Source organism: Stenotrophomonas sp. YAU14A_MKIMI4_1, from assembly GCF_003086855.1.
GTDB lineage: Bacteria > Pseudomonadota > Gammaproteobacteria > Xanthomonadales > Xanthomonadaceae > Stenotrophomonas.
The window spans coordinates 530,208-546,801 of record NZ_CP025998.1 but is presented as its reverse complement, the minus strand read 5'-3'; the positions used below and the strand labels follow the sequence as shown (position 1 = coordinate 546,801).

Sequence of the window (16,594 nt, the reverse complement as noted above, 5' to 3'; positions counted from 1 at the left end):
AATGGGGTCAGAGCCCGTTGCCACGCAACGGGATCCGACCCCGCAAATCACGTCACCGCTCTGCGGCGCAGCCAATACCCTGCGCCCAGCAGCACGAACCACGCCGGGCTGGCCAGCAGCGCCTGGCGGGTGTCGGCCTGCAGGCTCAACAGCACCAGCACGGCCGCGAAGAACAGCAGACAGGCCCAGCACATGGCCACGCCGCCGGGCATCTTGAAGATCGATGCCGCATGCCGTTCCGGGTAGCGGCGGCGGTAGACCATGTAGGCCACCAGGATCAGCGACCAGACGAAGATGAACAGCACGGTGGCCAGCGTGGTCACCAGGGTAAAGGCGGTCACCAGGTTGGGAATCAGGTAGATCAGCAGCGTGCCGCCCAGCAGGCACAGGCACGAGAACAGCAACCCACGGGCCGGCACCGCCGCGCGCGACAGCTTGGAAAGCCCGCGCGGCGCGTGCCCTTCTTCAGCCAGGCCGTACAGCATGCGGCTGGTAGAGAAAATGCCGCTGTTGGCCGACGAGGTGGCCGAGGTCAGCACCACGAAGTTGATCAGGCTGGCGGCGGCGGGAATGCCGGCCAGCACGAACAGCTGCACGAACGGGCTCTTGTCCGGCACCACCTGGCGCCACGGCGTCACCGCCATGATCGCGATCAGCGCCAGCACATAGAAGATGATGATGCGCACCGGGATGGAATTGATCGCCTTGGGCAGGTTGCGCTCCGGGTTGGCGGTTTCCGCGGCGGTGGTGCCCACCAGTTCGATGCCAACGAAGGCGAACACCGCGATCTGGAAGCCGGCGAAGAAGCCGACCAGCCCCATCGGGAACATGCCGCCGTCATTGCACAGGTTCGACAGCGAGGCGGTGTGGCCGCTGGGCGAGGTGAAGCCCCAGGCCACCAGTCCGGCGCCAGTGATGATCAGCGCGCAGATGGCCACGATCTTGATCAGCGCGAACCAGAATTCCATTTCGCCGAACAGCTTCACCGTCACCAGGTTCAGCCCCAGCAACAGCAGCACGCACAGCAGCGCTGGTATCCATGCGGCCAGTTCCGGGAACCAGAACTGCGCATAGGCGGCGATCGCGATCACATCGGCAATGGCGGTCACGATCCAGCAGAACCAGTACGTCCAGCCGCAGAAGAAGCCGGCCCATGGGCCCAGCAGATCGGTGGAAAAATCGATGAAGGACTTGTAGTTCAGATTGGACAGCAGCAGCTCGCCCATCGCCCGCATCACGAAGAACAGCATCGCGCCGATGATCAGGTAGACGAAGATGATGGACGGGCCCGCCAGGCTGATGGTCTTGCCCGACCCCATGAACAGGCCGGTGCCGATGGCACCGCCGATGGCGATCAGTTGCAGGTGGCGGTTGGACAGGCTGCGGCGCAGGTGCTCCGGGGGTGCGGCGGGTTCGGTCATGGAAGGGGGCGCTGGAAGGGGCGGGTGAAGCCCCCGAAGGTAGACCTGTGCGGCCCGGAGCGCCAGTCTCAGCCGGATCGCTGCCGTCATCGGTTGTCGCAATTGCCACAATGTGACGGATTATCGGTCCTGCCCCATTCCGCACAGGCGGCCAACATGCTCAGATAGGGCATCCGCCCAAGGATCGGTCGCCATGCCCGCAGCCCTGCCCGCCCGCCCGGAGTACCGGCCATGAACCGCCTGCGGGTCATCATCCTCGGCGTCTTCGCGGCCCTGCTGGCCGCCATCGTGCCCATTGCCGCCATGGTCTATGCCACCTGGCACAGCGCCGTGGACGTGGAGCAGAAGCGGCTGCATGGCATTGCCGAACGCACCCTGCGGCGGGCCGACCTGTCCTACCAGGAAGCACTGGCTGCACTCAAATCCGCCGAAGCCAGTGCGATGGCCCCGTGCAGCAGCGAGCACGTCCGGCGCATGCAGACCCTGGTGATGACCACGCCATCCATCGACCAGATGGGCTACTTCGAAGGCGGCCGGCTGCGCTGCACCTCGTGGGGCGCCTTCGAAGGCAACGTGGCACAGCCCGCTGCCGACCATGTCACCAGTGATGGCGCCGGCATCGCCGTGGATATCCGCCCGGCCGCCACCGGCGGGCGCAAGGTGCTGGCCGTGCTGTACGGTTCCTACGATGTACTGGTGGACCCACGCCACTTCGTCGGCATCATCGCCGACCCCGATGTGCGCCTGGCCCTGGCCAGTCCGGATGGGCGCCTGCTGACCCGCCAGAGCGGCATTGACCAGACCCTGCTGCTGAAGCTGCTGCGCGACCCGGGCGAAGGCCTGGACGACGAAACGCTGTATGCCAGCGCGCGCAGTGAACAATGGCTGGCCATCGCCACCGCGCCGCGCACCGCCCTGGCGGCCACCTTCCGCCAGCAGGCCTGGCTGTTCGTGCCGGTGGGCCTGCTGCTGGCCGCCCTGGGCGTGGGCCTGGTGGTATGGCTGTCGCAGCGCCGCCTGTCCATGCGCGGTGAACTGGCCACCGCCATCCGCCGCCGCGAACTGTACCTGCACTACCAGCCCATCATCGAGCTGGATACCGGCATCTGCGTGGGTGCCGAAGCACTGGTGCGCTGGCAGCATCCCGACGGCACCCAGGTGCGCCCGGATATCTTCATCCCGCTGGCCGAGGAACACGGCCTGATCCAGGCACTGACCGATGTGGTGATCGAAAACGTAGTGAAGGACATGCGCGAGCTGCTGGTGTCCGACCGCAGCGCACACATCGCCATCAACCTTGCACCGGATGACATCAGCAGTGGCCGTGCACTGAAGGTAGTGTCTGCACGCATGGCCGGCAGCGGCATCCTGCCGCAGCAGATCTGGCTGGAAGCCACCGAACGCGGCTTCCTGGATATCGACCGTGCCCGCACCATGATGGCCGCCGCACGCCGGGCCGGCCACAGCATCGCCATCGATGATTTCGGCGTCGGCTATTCCAGCCTGCAGTACCTGGAACAGTTGCCCCTGGATGCGCTGAAGATCGACAAGTCCTTCATCGATGCGATCGGCACCGAAAGCGCCACCACGCCGGTCACCCCGCACATCATCGAAATGGCCCGCGAACTGGGCCTGTGGGTGGTCGCCGAAGGCGTGGAAACCGAGGCACAGCTGGCCTACCTGCACAGCCAGCATGTGCAGTTCGGCCAGGGTTGGCTGTTCTCGCGGCCGTTGCCACGCGATGAATTCGTGGCCTTCCACCACCGGCGCCAGCAGCAGTACGGTGCCGCGCGCGAGCACATGCAGAATCCGCGCAGCGTGCCGATCGAGCGCGAATTCTCCGATACCTGACCGTCAGCCCCAGGCCCGCGGCCGGGCCAGCAGCCAGGCCCCGCACACCAGCAGCAGGCCCAGCGGCAGCCACGCCAGCTGCTGCGCACCGCCGGTCTGCAGCAGCAGTCCACCGGCCACGCCACCGGCGGCAATGGCCAGGTTCCAGCCGGTCACCAGCATCGACTGGGCAAGATCGGCGGCGGCACCGGCGCGGCGCGCCAGCGCGGTCTGGAACAACGCCGGTACCGCGCCGAACGCCAGCCCCCACAGCGCCGTTGCCAGCAGCAGCACCTGCGGCCTGCCCGGCCACAGCAGCAGGGCCAGCGCGGCGGCGGCAAAGCCCAGCACCGCCGCCCAGACCAGGGCCCGCAGATGCTGGTCCACACCCCACGCGGCCACCGCAATGCCGGCGATGGCCGATACGCCGAACACCAGCAGCAGGCGGTCCAGCCAGGCGCCGGCGTGGGCCAGCAGGGCCACGGCCAGCACACTCATCAGCGCGAACACCCAGCGCCAGCCGATCTGTTGCCCCAGCAACGTGCCCGCGGGCACGCCCAGCGACAGCGCCAGCGGTGACCCCACCATGGCCACGGCGATGGCCCGGCCCTGCAGCGACGGCACCACCATGCGCGCGGCATAGCCGGCCACCAGCGACCACAGCAGGCCCGCGCACACACCGGCCAGGAAGCGCGCAACCAGAATCAGCGGGTAGCTGCTGCTGAGCGCGGTCAGTGTGTTCACCAGAACGAAGCCGGCAATGGCCGCCAGCAGCAGCGGGCGGCGCGGCAGTCGCTGGGTCAGCGCGGTCATCGGCAGGGCCGCCAGCAGCGACCCCAGCGCGTACACGCTCACCAACTGGCCGGCCGCCGCATCGCTCACGCCCAGGCTGGTTCCAATCGGGCGCAGCACACCGGCCGGCAGGGTTTCGGTCAACAGGGTGATGAAGCCGCCGCCGGCCAGTGCCAGCAGCGCCGGCCACGGCAGGCGCGTTGCCGAGCCTGCGGGCAAGGCGTCTGCCGCTGCATGGCCGCTCATCGCGCACCGTCCAGGTCGGCATAGATCGCATCGCGCAGCGCATCCACGAACGGCCCGTGCATGCCGGCATACAGCGTGTTGGTCAGCGCCACCGCGCTCAGGCCCCGCTGCGGATCGACAAACCAACTGTGGCCGTAAGCACCGCCCCAGCGCCAGGTGCCCATGGCCTGCGGCGTAACGGCGGCAGCGGGGTCAAACAACACCGCCGCGCCCAGACCGAAGCCCCAACCTGCCGGATCGGGAGGCCCGGCACGGCCGACCTGCAGGCTGACCATCTGCGCGGCCAACGCCGGCGCCAGCAGCTGCGAATGATCGACATCGCGCAGCGCCTCCAGCACCGCCATCAGATCGTCGGCGCTGCCCACCAGGCCCGCGCCGGCCGAAGGAAAACGCGTGGCATCGGTGGCGCGCGCCGGGCTGTAGGCAATGCCCACCGTATCGGCGTAGACCGGCACTGTCTCGCCTTCGCCCAGCCGGTGCGGCTGCGGCAGATCATCCACATAGGGCACGGCCAGGCGTTGCCCTTCGGCGGTGGAAAAACCGGTATCACGCAGCCCCAATGGCCGCGCCAGATGCTGCTCGAACAATGCCTGCAGGCGCTGCCCGGTGGCGGCCTCGGCCACGGCACCGGCCACGTCCACGCCCAGCGAATACAGCCATTGCGTACCGGGGGCGAACTGCAGCGGCACCTGGCCAATACGCCGCACGTTCTCGGCCAGGGTGATCGGGCTGGCATCCATGCCATCGCTCACCCCCGCCCGCGCATAAGGCCCCTGCGCGTCGGCTTCCAGGAAGCGGTAGCCCAGTCCGCTGCTGTGGCTCAGCAGCTGGCGCAGGCTGATGTCCGGCGTTTCACCGCTTGGCAGGGCCGGGCGGAACTGCGGCAGCCAGCGCTGCACCGGCACATCCAGATCCAGCAGGCCCTGCTGCACCAGGCGCAGCACCACCACGGTCAGCAGCAGCTTGCTGACCGACGCCAAGCGGAACAGCTGGTCGCGCTGCATGGGCAGCCCCTGTTCCCAGTCGGCCAACCCGCTGGCGCTGGCGTGGCGCCACGCACCGTGCTGGCGCACCAGCACCACCGCCCCCACGATCTGGCCGGGGTGGGCCTGCTGCAGCACCCGCTGCACGGAAGGAAGCACCGGGTCCGGCGCCAGCGTGGGTCGTGCATTCATCACGGCAATCCTTGGGTGGGAGGGCCGCCACGTTAGAGCCCGCCACCCGCGGGAAAAACCCACGTCACGCTCCCTACATCGTGGACTGCCCGGTCCGCAATCGGCACCATGGGCGGACCCACACTACCGCCATGCCCCCGGAACGCCCGCCATGTCCGTGCTCGACAACCTGGCCAACCTGCAGACCTTCATCCATGCCGCTGAAACCCGCAGCTTCGTGGAAACCGGTCGCCTGCAGGGCATTTCCGCATCGGCGGCGGGCAAATGCGTGGCCCGGCTGGAACACGCGCTGGGCGTGCGCCTGTTCCATCGCAGCACGCGCAGCATCACCCTCACCGCCGAAGGCCAGTTGTTCCTGGCGCGCTGCCGGCGGATCCTGCACGAACGCGATGCCGCCCGTACCGAACTGGCCCAGCAGAGCGCCTCGCCCAGCGGCACCCTGCGCATCAGCCTGCCGCTGGTCGGCGACCTGACCCTGCCGCTGCTGGCCGACTTCATGGCCGCCTACCCGGATATCCGCCTGGAACTGGATTTCAGCGACCGCCTGGTGGATGTGATCGAAGAAGGCTTCGATGCGGTGCTGCGCGTGGGCGAGCCCAGCGATTCACGCATGAACGCACGGCGCCTGGGCATATTCCCGCGCCGCGTGGTGGCCTCGCCAGCGTACCTGCAACGCCACGGTGTACCGCGCACGCCCGCGGACATGCTGCAGCACCGCCTGCTGCACTATCGCTTTCCCAGCACCGGCAAGCTGGAAGCGTGGCCAGTGCAGTGGCCCGACGGCGAATTGGCGCAGGAACTTCCGGTGGCCATGGTGGCCAACACCATTGAAGCGCGCGTGGCCATCGCGCTGCGCGATGGCGGGCTGGCCTTCGTGCCCGTGCACTCCGTGCGCCATGCGCTGGCCGACGGTCGCCTGGTCACCGTGCTCGACGAGCACGTGCATTCCTGCGGCATCTTCCACCTGCTGTGGCCGTCCGGCCGCCACGTATTGCCCAAGCTGCGCGCCTTCATCGACTTCGTCAGCGCCCGCCTGGAAACCGTACCGTAACCGCTCTTTGTAGAGTCGAGCTTGCTCGACTGCTCTTCGCTTCCCCGTAGAGTCGAGCTTGCTCGACTGCGCTTTGCTTCCCCGTAGAGTCGAGCTTGCTCGACTGCGCTTTGCTTCCCCGTAGAGTCGAGCTTGCTCGACTGCGCTTTGCTTCCCCGTAGAGTCGAGCTTGCTCGACTGCTCTGCGCAAAGCAGTCGAGCAAGCTCGACTCTACCGTTCAGGCAGTACCGCTATACTCCGGTTTCATTCCCCCCAGAGGCTCGCGACCAATGCGCCAGTAATGCCGCCGTCTGCAAACCGGACGGCCTGACTCTTCCCGCCCCTGCGCGCAGGGGAGACATGGCATTGCTTGGAGGTCGCATGACTTCGCATTCCCTCACGCTTGATCGCGTGTCGTATCGGTTGGCCGATGGCCGTCCGTTGTTTTCCAATCTGTCCTTTTCCTTCGAACCGCTGGCCACCGGGCTGGTGGGCGGCAATGGCGTGGGCAAGAGCGTGCTGGCGCGCCTGCTCGCCGGCCAGTTAGCGCCCGACAGCGGCCAGATCCGCAGCAGCGGGCGTGTGTTCCTGCTGCCCACGCCCGGCTACCCGCCACGCGGCACCGTGGGCGAACTGGCAGGCGTCGGAGAAGTGCTGGCCGCCCTGGCCTGTATCGAAGCCGGCAGCATTGATGAGCAGGATTTCGCCTGCGTGGGCGACCGCTGGGACCTGCGCGAACGCCTGCAGCAGCAATGGCAATCGATGGGCCTGCCCGATGATCTGCACGTCGGCCAGCCGGCCGCGCGGCTCAGTGGCGGCCAGGCCATGCGCGTCGCACTGTCCGGTGCGTGGGCCAGCGACGCCGACTGGCTGATCCTGGACGAGCCCAGCAACCATCTGGACGCCCAGCATCGCCGCCAGCTGCAGGCGCAGCTGCAGCAGTGGCGTGGCGGCCTGCTGGTCATCAGCCATGACCGCGATCTGCTGGGCCACATGCAGCAGATCGTGGAACTGGATGCGCAGGGTCTGCACCGCTACAGCGGACCGTGGCAGCACTATGCCCAGGCGCGTGTCGCCGAGCGCGAAGCGGCGGCCGCGGCGCTGGACCATGCCCGCGCGCAGCATCGCCAGCAACAGCGCAGCGCACGCGAACAGCACGAACGCCAACAGCAGCGTCAGGCCCGTGGCGCACGCGATGCCAGGCAGGCCAACCAGGCCCCCATCCTGCTGGGCGGGCAGAAGCAGCGTGCCGAAGCCAGCCTGGGCCGCGCGCGGCAGGTCCAGGAGGCGCGCCTGCAGGCCAGCGCCGACCAGCTGCGCACGGCAGCGGCAGGCGTGCAGGCGGCTCCCGAACTGGCCCTGTTTGCTGGCGCAAGCGAACGTGGCAGCGCGCGCCTGCTGCAGGCACAGGATCTCGTGCTGCCGCATGGATGCACCGCGCCGCTGCAGCTGTCGCTGCGCCGCGGCGAGCGCATCGCCGTGGTAGGCGACAACGGCACCGGTAAATCCACCTTGCTGCGTGTGCTGGCGGGACAGCTGGCGACGCGCGCCGGTCAGGTGCAGCGGCACGCACCGGTCGCGCTGCTGGACCAGCAGCTGCTGGGGCTGGCCGGTGATCGCAGCATCCTGCAGACCGTGCAGGCCGCCAACGCCGGTGCGGACCCGGCAGAGCTACGCACGCGCCTGGCCCTGCTGGGCCTGGATGCCCAGCGTATCCAGCGTCCGGCCAGCAGCCTGAGCGATGGCGAGCGGGTGAAGGGCGCCCTGGCCAGCGTGCTGTACGCCGATCCCGCGCCGCAGGTCCTGCTGCTGGACGAACCCGGCAACGCACTGGACCTGGCCGCGCTGGACGCGCTGGAATCGCTGCTGGCTGCATGGCCAGGCGCATTGATGATGGTCAGCCACGACGCACATCTGCTGCAGGCACTGCAGCCCACGCAGATACTGCAGGTAAGCGCCGATGGCTGGCAGTGGCGCGACCCACAGACGGGGTCGTAGATGGGGTCAGATCCCTTTTGCAACGCAAAAGGGCTCTGACCCCACCGACGCCAACGTCATCCACGCATGGCGTGGATCTACTCCCGCACGGCCATCATCCACGCATGGCGTGGATCTACTCCCGCACGGCCGTCATCCACGCATGGCGTGGATCTACTCCCGCGCGGCCATCATCCACGCATGGCGTGGATCTACCCGTCCGAATGGGCACGGGATTCCAGTAGATCCACGCCACGCGTGGATGCTGTTGCTTCAACGCTTCCACACCGGAAAGGCCTGCGGCAACTGCTGCCACAGCAGCGGCCCGGCCCGCAGTTCCTGATCGTTCAACAGGCAGGCATCCAAGGTGGCGCGCACCGCGCGTTCGTCCATGTGCACGCCAATCACCACCAGCTCCTGCCGGCGGTCACCCCATAGCGGGTGCCACAGCCGCGCCATGGCCGCATGCTCTGCGTCATCCGCAAACGCCTCTACGCCAGGCAGCGGTGCGCTCCAGCAATCGGCCTGCTGCCGCGCCCAGCCCAGGTCGCTGTACGGCAGCGGCGTGGGCGGCAGCAGCGGCGTGGTGTCTTCGTCGCCTGCACGCACACGCTCGCGCGCCGCATACCAGAACCCGGCCGCCTGGGTACGGGTAGCCGCCCCTACGCTGCTCAGTTCGCCCACCCAGTCCATGCGGTTGGCCAGCCAGAACCAGCCCTTGCTGCGGATCACCCCCGGCATGCCCTGCTGCAGCGCGCGTGCGAAGCGGCCCGGATGGAATGGCCGGCGCGAGCGGTAGACGAAGCTGCCGATGCCGTATTCCTCGGTTTCCGGCGTGTGCTCGCCACGCAGCTCCTTCACCCAGCCGGGTGCCTGCTGCGCACGCTCGAAATCGAAGCGGCCGGTATCCAGCAGTTCGGTCAACGGCACATCGCCGAAGCGCGACAGCAGCAGCGTCGCCTCGCGGTTCAAGCCGCGCAGCACGGCCAGCGTGTCCTGCAGCACGTCATCGTCGGTCTGGTCCACCTTGCTGACCACGATCACATCGGCAAATTCCACCTGCTCGCACAGCAGGTCCACCACGCCGCGGTCATCGTCCGGCCCGGCCTGCTGGCCGCGCTCGGCCAGGCGCAGGGTGGAACCGAAGTCGGCCAGGAAGGCGCTGCCATCCACCACGGTCACCATCGTATCCAGGCGCGCGATGTCGCCCAGGCTGAAGCCGTGTTCATCGCGCACGGCGAAGGTGGCCGCCACCGGCATGGGTTCGCCGATGCCGGTCGATTCGATCAGCAGGTAATCATAGCGACCGCTGTCGGCCAGGCGCCGCACTTCCTGCAGCAGATCGTCGCGCAGGGTGCAGCAGATGCAGCCGTTGCTGAATTCCACCAGCGTTTCTTCAGTACGGCGCAGCGCGGCCCCACCGTCGCGCACCAGCTGCGCATCGATGTTGACCTCGCTCATGTCGTTCACGATCACCGCCACCCGCAGGCCCTCGCGGTTGCGCAGGATCTGGTTGAGCAGAGTGGTCTTGCCAGCGCCCAGGAAGCCGGACAGGACGGTGACCGGCAGGCGGCGGTCGGCGCGGGAAACAGGGTTCATGCGGGGCGGGAGGTTGCGGATGGAAATGTTACTGTATAACATTTCCGGGTCCACCCACAGTGCCGCCTCCGCGCATGGCCCGGCGCTACTTGCCGTAGCGGCGCAGCAGTTCCACCAGCACCTCGGCCTCGGCGGCGCGCTGCTGCGGGTCTTCAGCGGCCACCACGTGTTCCTGCAGGTGCTCGTGCAGCAGTTCCATCAGCAGGCCGTGGGCGGCGCCGCGCACGGCCGCCACCTGCACCAGCACGCCGGCGCAATCGCCGGGCTCTCCCTCGGGTCGATCCAGGGCCTGCTCCAACGCCGCCACCTGGCCGCCGATACGGCGCACCCGGGCCAGCAACTGTTTCCGCTGTGTGTGTACATGTGCCATGCGCGAATCATATACCCTATGGGGGTATCCATGAAGACCCCCACCGCCATGCAACTGGACGCCCTCGCCGCCGCACGCCGCCACGACCATCGCTTCGACGACGGCAACCCGCTGGCCGAACGCAACACCCGCCGCGCCCTGTGGCTGACCGTCGGCATGATGCTGGTGGAAATCGTCGGCGGCTGGTGGTTCAACTCCATGGCGGTACTGGCCGATGGATGGCATATGAGTTCACATGCGCTGGCGTTGGGCCTGTCGGTGTTCGCGTACCGCTGTGCGCGCCGCTATGCCCACGACCCGCGCTTCGCCTTCGGCACCTGGAAGATCGAGATCCTGGCCGGCTACACCAGTGCCATCGCCCTGCTGGGCGTGGCCGCCCTGATGGCGGTGCAATCGCTGCAGCGGCTGTGGGTACCGGCGCCCATCCACTACGACGAAGCCATTGCCATCGCTGCCGTGGGCCTGGGCGTGAACCTGCTGTGCGCGTGGTGGCTGCATGACAGCCCGGGCCATGCCCACCATCACCATGGTCACGGCCACGAACATGCGCATCACCACGATCACGATCACGATCACGATCACGGTCATGACCACGCGCACGGGCACGACCTGAACCTGCGCTCGGCCTACATCCACGTGCTGGCCGACGCGGCCACCTCGGTGCTGGCCATCGTCGCCCTGCTGGGCGGCAAGCTGTGGGGCGTAGCGTGGCTGGACCCGGTGATGGGCCTGGTGGGCGCAGTGCTGGTGACCGTGTGGGCCATCGGCCTGCTGCGGGATAGTGGACGCATCCTGCTGGATGCGCAGATGGATGCACCGGTGGTGGCGGAAGTGCGCGAGGTCATCGAACAGGGGCCGTGGCAGGCGCGGCTGGCCGACCTGCATGTCTGGCAGGTGGGGCGTGGCAAGTACGCGGTGGCCGCCAGCGTGGTCACCCACGATGCCGCCCTGGACGCCGACACCCTGCGCGCAGCCTTGGGCGTGCACGAGGAGCTGGTACACATCACCCTGGAAATCCACCGCACCGCGTAGCGCACCGTAGAGTCGAGCTTGCTCGACTGTTTCCGTGCAGGGCAGTCGAGCAAGCTCGACTCTACGAAAAGCCTAGAGTTTCAGCATCATCCGCAACAGATACGCCGCCAGCGGCAACGCGCTCAGCGCTGCGCCGCCAATTCCCAGCCACGCATGGCGCTCACCGCGCACGCGCGCGGCCACGGCAAACCCGCCGCCCACCAGCACCGATGCCAGCACGGCCACCGCCAGCCCCGCCACGGGCGCGCTCACGCCGAACGCCCATGCCGCCAGCCAACCCGCGCCCCAGCCGGCCACCAGCCCCAGCCAGCTCGCCAGACCACACCACGGTGCCCTGCCCTGTGCCATCGCTGCTCCCTCGTTCTTGCCGATTATCTGCACGGGCCGCGCCCGGCTGCTGCCTACACTAGCCGCACCTGCCCTGTGGGGACATCCCATGCGCACGCTCCACCTGCTGCTGCCCGGTGCCCTGATGCTCGCCGCCTGCAGCGGCGACACCCACCTGCCGTTCTCCAGCGATCCCTTGCTGGGCTGCTTCGCGACCAGCACGCGCCGCGCCGCCGAGTTCCGCATCGACAAGGAGGGCGGCCAGTACTTCGTCTCCTTCGAGCGCAATGGCAGCTGGCAGCGTGAACCGAACGCGCTGCACAAGGCCAGCCGCAGCGACATCGGCAAGTACTTCCCCGACGATGTCCAGCAGATCGACAGTGCCCTGATCCGCAATGCCGGCGGTTTTGGCCTGTTCCACGCAAAGGACGGCGCCACGCTGAAAGCCAAGGCCCGCGACAGCGACTACATGGCCCTGCTGCTGATCGGCGCCGGGCCCGTGTATCCGGTGAAGTGTGAGTAATCTGCAAGGTTTCTGATGGCGCGGCCGCGCAACCCGCCCCAGGCTGAAGCTTTGCCGGGGCACCCCCATGCTGCTCAGTCTTCTGCTCGCCGCCGCAACGCCCGCCACGCAGGGCGCCTTCGATCAGATACTCACCACTGCCGAAGGTGAAACGCTGGTACTGCGCACGATCGATTGGCCGATCGACGGGGACGCGAGCGAGCGCGTGACCGTGCACTGGGTGCTGGAGGAGGATGGCCGAATGCGCTACGAACTTGATCGCCAGCCAGACGCCACCCGTGCAGCGCACCAGCGCGCCTGTGCGAGAAACGGCATGGTGGCCGGCGACGGAACGTCCTGGTTGGGCGGTGAGGCGACCACCCACGGCTTCTCCTGCACGTCGGTCCGTACGCGGCCCGCCACGCAACCACCCTAGCGCCAGCGTAGGCGGGTGCCCGGCCGCCGCGCACTCACGGCCGGTCAGGTACCATGCCCTCCCCCACCTGCCCCCGGTACCGCCCGTGCCCCATTACTCCGGCCCCCTGCTCACCCGCGACAGCGCGCAGGCGCTGCAGCGCGCGCACGACAAGGGCGCGGGCGACTGGCAGGGCTCGCTGGACCTGGGCCGCAGCGAGGAAACCGTCACTCTGGATGCAGAGGGCTTCCAGTGCCGCGGCCAGCACTACCCCTGGCCGGGCAAGCTGAAGGACCGCACCCTGTACTACTGGGATGGCGAGGAGTTCGCGCCCATTTCCCGCTACAGCGGTTCGCTCATCAAGCTGGTGCCCACCGAATGGGGCGCGCCGACCTTCGAGATCGACGGCATCAAGATGCTGCCGACCTCCAAGCTATCGCCCTTCGAAGATGCGCGGCGCAAGGTGGAACTGGTGGCGCCGGCCGGCAAGGTCATCCTGGATACCTGCGGCGGGTTGGGCTACTTCGCCGCCTGTGCGCTGGAAGCCGGTGTCGGCCAGATCCGTTCGTTCGAAAAGAATGCCGACGTGATGTGGCTGCGCACGCTGAACCCGTGGTCGCCCGACCCGGAATCGGCCGCCGCAGGCGGGCGCCTGCAATTCAGCCACGGCGACGTCTCGCAGCAGATCGAACAGGTGGCCAGCAACAGCGTCGATGCCATCCTGCACGATCCGCCGCGTTTCGGTATTGCCGGCGAACTGTATTCGCAGGTGTTCTACGACCACCTGGCCCGCGTCATCCGCAAGGGCGGCCGGCTGTTCCATTACACCGGCGCGCCGAACAAGCTCACCAGCGGCCGCGATGTGCCGCGTGAAGTGGCCAAACGCCTGGAAAAGGCCGGCTTCAAGGCCGAGCTGGCGCTGGATGGCGTGCTGGCCGTGCGCCGCTGACGCTCACTCGTAATTCACCTTCGCCAACTGTTTCACCCACTGCGGCACTACCGGTTCACCGGCGAAGAAGTCCTTGGGCTTGTTCTCGGCCATGGCCCAGCGGTGCAGCCAACTGGGGCCGTAGCGGCCGTTGTAGCCTTCGGCCCCGCGCGCGTAGGCCGGGTCCTGCAGCGCCTCCTGCAGCGACACGAAGCGATAGCCCCGCCGCTGGGTGGCGGACACCAGCTCGGCGAAGGTGGCTGCATTGAGCTCGTTGGCATGCATCAGCCACACCTGCGGCAACGCGTAGCCCAGCAGCGCCTGCGATTGCCGTTCGTAATAATCCACCTTGTTCAACATGTACGGCACGTAGCCGCGCCGCAGGCGCTGCAGCAGGGCCTCGCGCGCCGCTGAATCGGCCTGCTCGTTCATCACGTTGGCATAGGCAAACGCCCACACCCATTCGCCGTTGTCCACGGTCACCGGCGCAACGCGGTAGCCATGCTGCTGGAAGAACACATCCATCTGCGCCCGCTCTTCGGCGGTGCGCCCTGCGCGCAGGTAGGGATGGCGCATCCACTGCGGCACCTGGCCGCGCTCGGCCAGCAGCGGCCGCAGCGTCTGCTCGCCGCGCAGGAAATCCTGCTGGAAGGCCGCCACGCCCTTGGCATTCAAATCCATGTGCGAATAGGTGTGGTTGCCCAGTTCGTAACCGGCATCGCGCCAGTCGCGCAGCATCTGCACGCGCTGCGGCTGAACCTGGCCATCCACTTCCAGCTTGTTCTCATTCACGAAGCCGACCACCGGCACGTTGGCCTGGTGAAGCTGCGCCATCAGTGCAGCATGGCGCTGCTGCAGATCGGCCGGCACGATCTCATCCACCCGCGCCCACGGCAGGTCGTCGATGGTGACCGCAATGCGGCGGTCCACCTCGGCAGCGTGGGCCACCAGCGAAAGCAGCAACAACGGTACGGCACGCAGCAACGAACGCATCCATCCATCCTTGTTCGGGCAGGAACCGCCACTCTACCTGCGCGCGCCCCGCCACAACCACAGCCCCAGCACCACGCCCACCAGCAGCACGGCGGCCAACACCATCGCCAACTGCCCTGGGTTGTGCAGCAGCGCGGCACTGCGCCCCAGGAACAGATCGAAGGCCAGCTGCGGGTTCTGTGCCACCGGTACCGACGGATCACTGGAATCCAGCGCGCACACCACCGGCGCAAGCTGCTTCACGCTGGCCCACGCACGCTCCTGCCGGAACAGGGTCCACGCGGCCAGGCCCAGCGCGCCGGCCTGCAGCAGCACATAGGTGGTGGCGATTCGCCACACGTGGCCCGTGGCGCCGCGCAGTGCCGACAGCCCCGCCCACAGCGCAGACAGCAGGGCCAGCAGCACCCCGGCAATCGGCAACCAGCGCAACGCCTGCCAGATCTGCAGCGCCTGCGCGCGTTCCAGCATCGCCATCATCACTGCCGTACGCGCGGCCAGATCGGGATGGGCACAAGCCCCGGCGGCAGGCGCCAGCACGTACTGCACGCGCAGGTGCAGGCCGGCCTCGGCCAAGGCCAGCGCCAGCAGCGCCAGCACCGGCAGCACGAACAGCCCGGCGCCTCGCCCGGTCGTCAGTGCCGAAGGCTTCATCCGGCGATGTACTTGGGTGGCACGTGGTCGGTCAGCCATACGCCATTGGCCGAGCGGTAGAAGCGATGGCCCTCTGCATGCATGCGGCCGGCATCCACGCTCAGGATGACCGGCGCGCCACGGCGCGAACCCACCTGCTGCGCGGTCTGTCGGTCCAGCGACAGGTGTACGTGCTGGCGCTCGCCCGGCCGCAGCCCCTGCGTGGCGATGGCTTCCAGGAAGCGCGGCACGGTGCCGTGGTACAGCCACGGCGGTGGTTCCAGCGGCTGCAGCCCCAGGTCCACCGCAATCGAATGCCCCTGGCTGGCGCGGATGCGCAGGCCGTCTTCACTGAGCGCGAAGCGCTGTTTGTCGTTGGTCTGCACCAGCCGCTGCAGGTCCGCGCGATCGAGCGCGTGCCCGTGTTCGGCCAGCCGTTGCAGTAGGTCGGCAATGTCGGCCCACCCCTGCGCATCGAGCTGCAGGCCAATCTTCTGCGGCTCATGCCGCAATACCAGGCTCAGGAACTTGCTGGCCCGGATCAGAGAAACGTCCTTGTCCATGTGCATAGCGTGCCGCAGCCGACCATGCGATGCAAACCCCGACCTTGGCAGGATGTCATGCCACAAGCGACGCCGCGGGCTGCCGCCACAGCCAGATGCCCACGGCCAACGACGCCAGCAGCTGACCGATCAGCACGATGGCCATGACATCCGGCGCGTGCGGCGGCATCACCCGCGCGGCGTCGAACACCTGGAAGGTCCAGCCCATCGATGCCGCAAGCGAGGTGTCCTCGCGCACCAGCGCGTCGGTCATGCAGGCCGCGGGCAGCAGCGTGATATAGGCCTGCCAGACCCGGTCGAAGGCGTGCAGCATCGTACCGCCCAGGGCAAGCGCGCCAACCTGCAGCGCTACCAGGCGGCCGGCGCTGACGCGGCACGCTGGACTGCTGCGCCGCCACTGTTCCACCGAAGCCGCCAGTGCGCCGGCCAATGCCAGCAGCAGCGTGGTGGCCGGCACCCAGGCCAGCGGGTCCCAGTCATCCAGCGCGTTGGCGCGGGCCAGAAGATGTTCGGCTACGCGCATGCGCTCGGTGGCATCCTCGCCCCCGCAGGCTGGTGACAACGGCTCCAGCAGCAATGCAACGCGGTGATGGAAGTAGCCCACCTCCAGCCCCACCGCCAGCAGCGACACGCACTGCAACAGCAACAGCATCAAGCCGGGCCCGAAAACACGGCCGAAGAAAGCGGTCATCGGCCACCTGCGTGGTTGCTTCGAAGAAGGCGCATCCTAGCCAAGCGCACCAATGCTGTCGGCTGGCAGATG

At 68.0% G+C, this 16,594-nt stretch carries 17 protein-coding genes; 7 read left to right on the top strand and 10 right to left on the bottom strand.

Annotated elements, in window-relative coordinates; genetic code table 11:
- Positions 1-47 precede the first annotated feature (47 nt).
- Positions 48-1,421: a D-serine/D-alanine/glycine transporter gene (cycA, locus tag C1931_RS02390; protein ID WP_108755283.1), complete on the bottom strand. Its 1,374-nt coding sequence runs from the start codon at positions 1,419-1,421 to the stop codon at positions 48-50.
- Between the two features lie 231 nt (positions 1,422-1,652).
- Here cycA and C1931_RS02385 point away from each other — a divergent pair, with 231 nt between their 5' ends.
- The gene (locus C1931_RS02385; RefSeq protein WP_108755282.1) at positions 1,653-3,272 is read left to right on the top strand and encodes an EAL domain-containing protein; all 1,620 of its coding nucleotides are present in this window, start codon (positions 1,653-1,655) and stop codon (positions 3,270-3,272) included.
- A gap of 3 nt (positions 3,273-3,275) precedes the next feature.
- Here C1931_RS02385 and C1931_RS02380 read toward each other — a convergent pair whose 3' ends face one another.
- Together C1931_RS02380 and C1931_RS02375 are read right to left on the bottom strand one after the other, a co-directional pair.
- On the bottom strand, positions 3,276-4,289 hold the full coding sequence (locus C1931_RS02380) for an MFS transporter (protein ID WP_108755281.1): 1,014 nt from the start codon (positions 4,287-4,289) through the stop codon (positions 3,276-3,278).
- Positions 4,286-5,464 carry a serine hydrolase domain-containing protein gene (locus tag C1931_RS02375; protein ID WP_108755280.1) on the bottom strand — a complete coding sequence of 393 codons (1,179 nt, stop codon included), beginning with the start codon at positions 5,462-5,464 and terminating at the stop codon, positions 4,286-4,288. The genes C1931_RS02380 and C1931_RS02375 overlap by 4 nt, the downstream gene beginning before the upstream one ends.
- Before the next feature lie 151 nt (positions 5,465-5,615).
- Between C1931_RS02375 and C1931_RS02370 the strand changes: the two genes are divergently transcribed.
- A complete protein-coding gene (locus C1931_RS02370; RefSeq protein WP_108755279.1) occupies positions 5,616-6,515 on the top strand; it encodes a LysR family transcriptional regulator in 900 nt (299 codons plus the stop codon).
- A 361-nt stretch (positions 6,516-6,876) separates the two neighbouring features.
- A complete protein-coding gene (locus C1931_RS02365) occupies positions 6,877-8,493 on the top strand; it encodes an ATP-binding cassette domain-containing protein (RefSeq protein WP_108755278.1) in 1,617 nt (538 codons plus the stop codon).
- Positions 8,494-8,745: 252 nt separating this feature from the next.
- Here C1931_RS02365 and C1931_RS02360 read toward each other — a convergent pair whose 3' ends face one another.
- Positions 8,746-10,071 (bottom strand): GTP-binding protein, encoded by a 1,326-nt coding sequence (locus C1931_RS02360; RefSeq protein WP_108755277.1) that lies wholly within the window; start codon positions 10,069-10,071, stop codon positions 8,746-8,748.
- Between the two features lie 85 nt (positions 10,072-10,156).
- Positions 10,157-10,441, bottom strand: a complete 285-nt coding sequence (locus tag C1931_RS02355; RefSeq protein ID WP_108748337.1) for a metal-sensing transcriptional repressor — start codon at positions 10,439-10,441, stop codon at positions 10,157-10,159.
- Between the two features lie 48 nt (positions 10,442-10,489).
- Between C1931_RS02355 and dmeF the strand changes: the two genes are divergently transcribed.
- Positions 10,490-11,473 carry a CDF family Co(II)/Ni(II) efflux transporter DmeF gene (dmeF, locus tag C1931_RS02350; RefSeq protein WP_108757625.1) on the top strand — a complete coding sequence of 328 codons (984 nt, stop codon included), beginning with the start codon at positions 10,490-10,492 and terminating at the stop codon, positions 11,471-11,473.
- Between the two features lie 72 nt (positions 11,474-11,545).
- Here dmeF and C1931_RS02345 read toward each other — a convergent pair whose 3' ends face one another.
- Complete coding sequence (locus C1931_RS02345; RefSeq protein ID WP_108755276.1) at positions 11,546-11,821, bottom strand: hypothetical protein; 276 nt, start codon at positions 11,819-11,821, stop codon at positions 11,546-11,548.
- Between the two features lie 88 nt (positions 11,822-11,909).
- On the opposite strand from C1931_RS02345, the gene C1931_RS02340 reads away from it, so the two are divergent.
- The 3 genes from C1931_RS02340 to C1931_RS02330 all read left to right on the top strand — a co-directional run bounded on the left by C1931_RS02340 (position 11,910) and on the right by C1931_RS02330 (position 13,666).
- Entirely contained in the window at positions 11,910-12,323 is a 414-nt protein-coding gene (locus tag C1931_RS02340; RefSeq protein WP_108755275.1) for a hypothetical protein, read from the top strand.
- 67 nt (positions 12,324-12,390) lie between these two features.
- Positions 12,391-12,738, top strand: a complete 348-nt coding sequence (locus tag C1931_RS02335; protein WP_108755274.1) for a hypothetical protein — start codon at positions 12,391-12,393, stop codon at positions 12,736-12,738.
- Positions 12,739-12,823: 85 nt separating this feature from the next.
- Positions 12,824-13,666: an MnmC family methyltransferase gene (locus C1931_RS02330; RefSeq protein WP_108755273.1), complete on the top strand. Its 843-nt coding sequence runs from the start codon at positions 12,824-12,826 to the stop codon at positions 13,664-13,666.
- Between the two features lie 3 nt (positions 13,667-13,669).
- Here C1931_RS02330 and C1931_RS02325 read toward each other — a convergent pair whose 3' ends face one another.
- The 4 genes from C1931_RS02325 to C1931_RS02310 are packed head-to-tail and all read right to left on the bottom strand — an operon-like array spanning position 13,670 to position 16,522.
- Positions 13,670-14,638, bottom strand: a complete 969-nt coding sequence (locus C1931_RS02325; protein WP_108755272.1) for a polysaccharide deacetylase family protein — start codon at positions 14,636-14,638, stop codon at positions 13,670-13,672.
- Between the two features lie 33 nt (positions 14,639-14,671).
- Positions 14,672-15,289, bottom strand: coding sequence for a hypothetical protein (locus C1931_RS02320; protein WP_108755271.1), 618 nt, complete (start codon positions 15,287-15,289; stop codon positions 14,672-14,674).
- On the bottom strand, positions 15,286-15,831 hold the full coding sequence (locus C1931_RS02315) for an RNA 2'-phosphotransferase (RefSeq protein ID WP_234412865.1): 546 nt from the start codon (positions 15,829-15,831) through the stop codon (positions 15,286-15,288). Before C1931_RS02315 ends, C1931_RS02320 begins: the two co-directional genes overlap by 4 nt.
- 55 nt (positions 15,832-15,886) lie before the next feature.
- Complete coding sequence (locus tag C1931_RS02310; RefSeq protein ID WP_108755269.1) at positions 15,887-16,522, bottom strand: hypothetical protein; 636 nt, start codon at positions 16,520-16,522, stop codon at positions 15,887-15,889.
- Between the last annotated feature and the right edge of the window lie 72 nt (positions 16,523-16,594).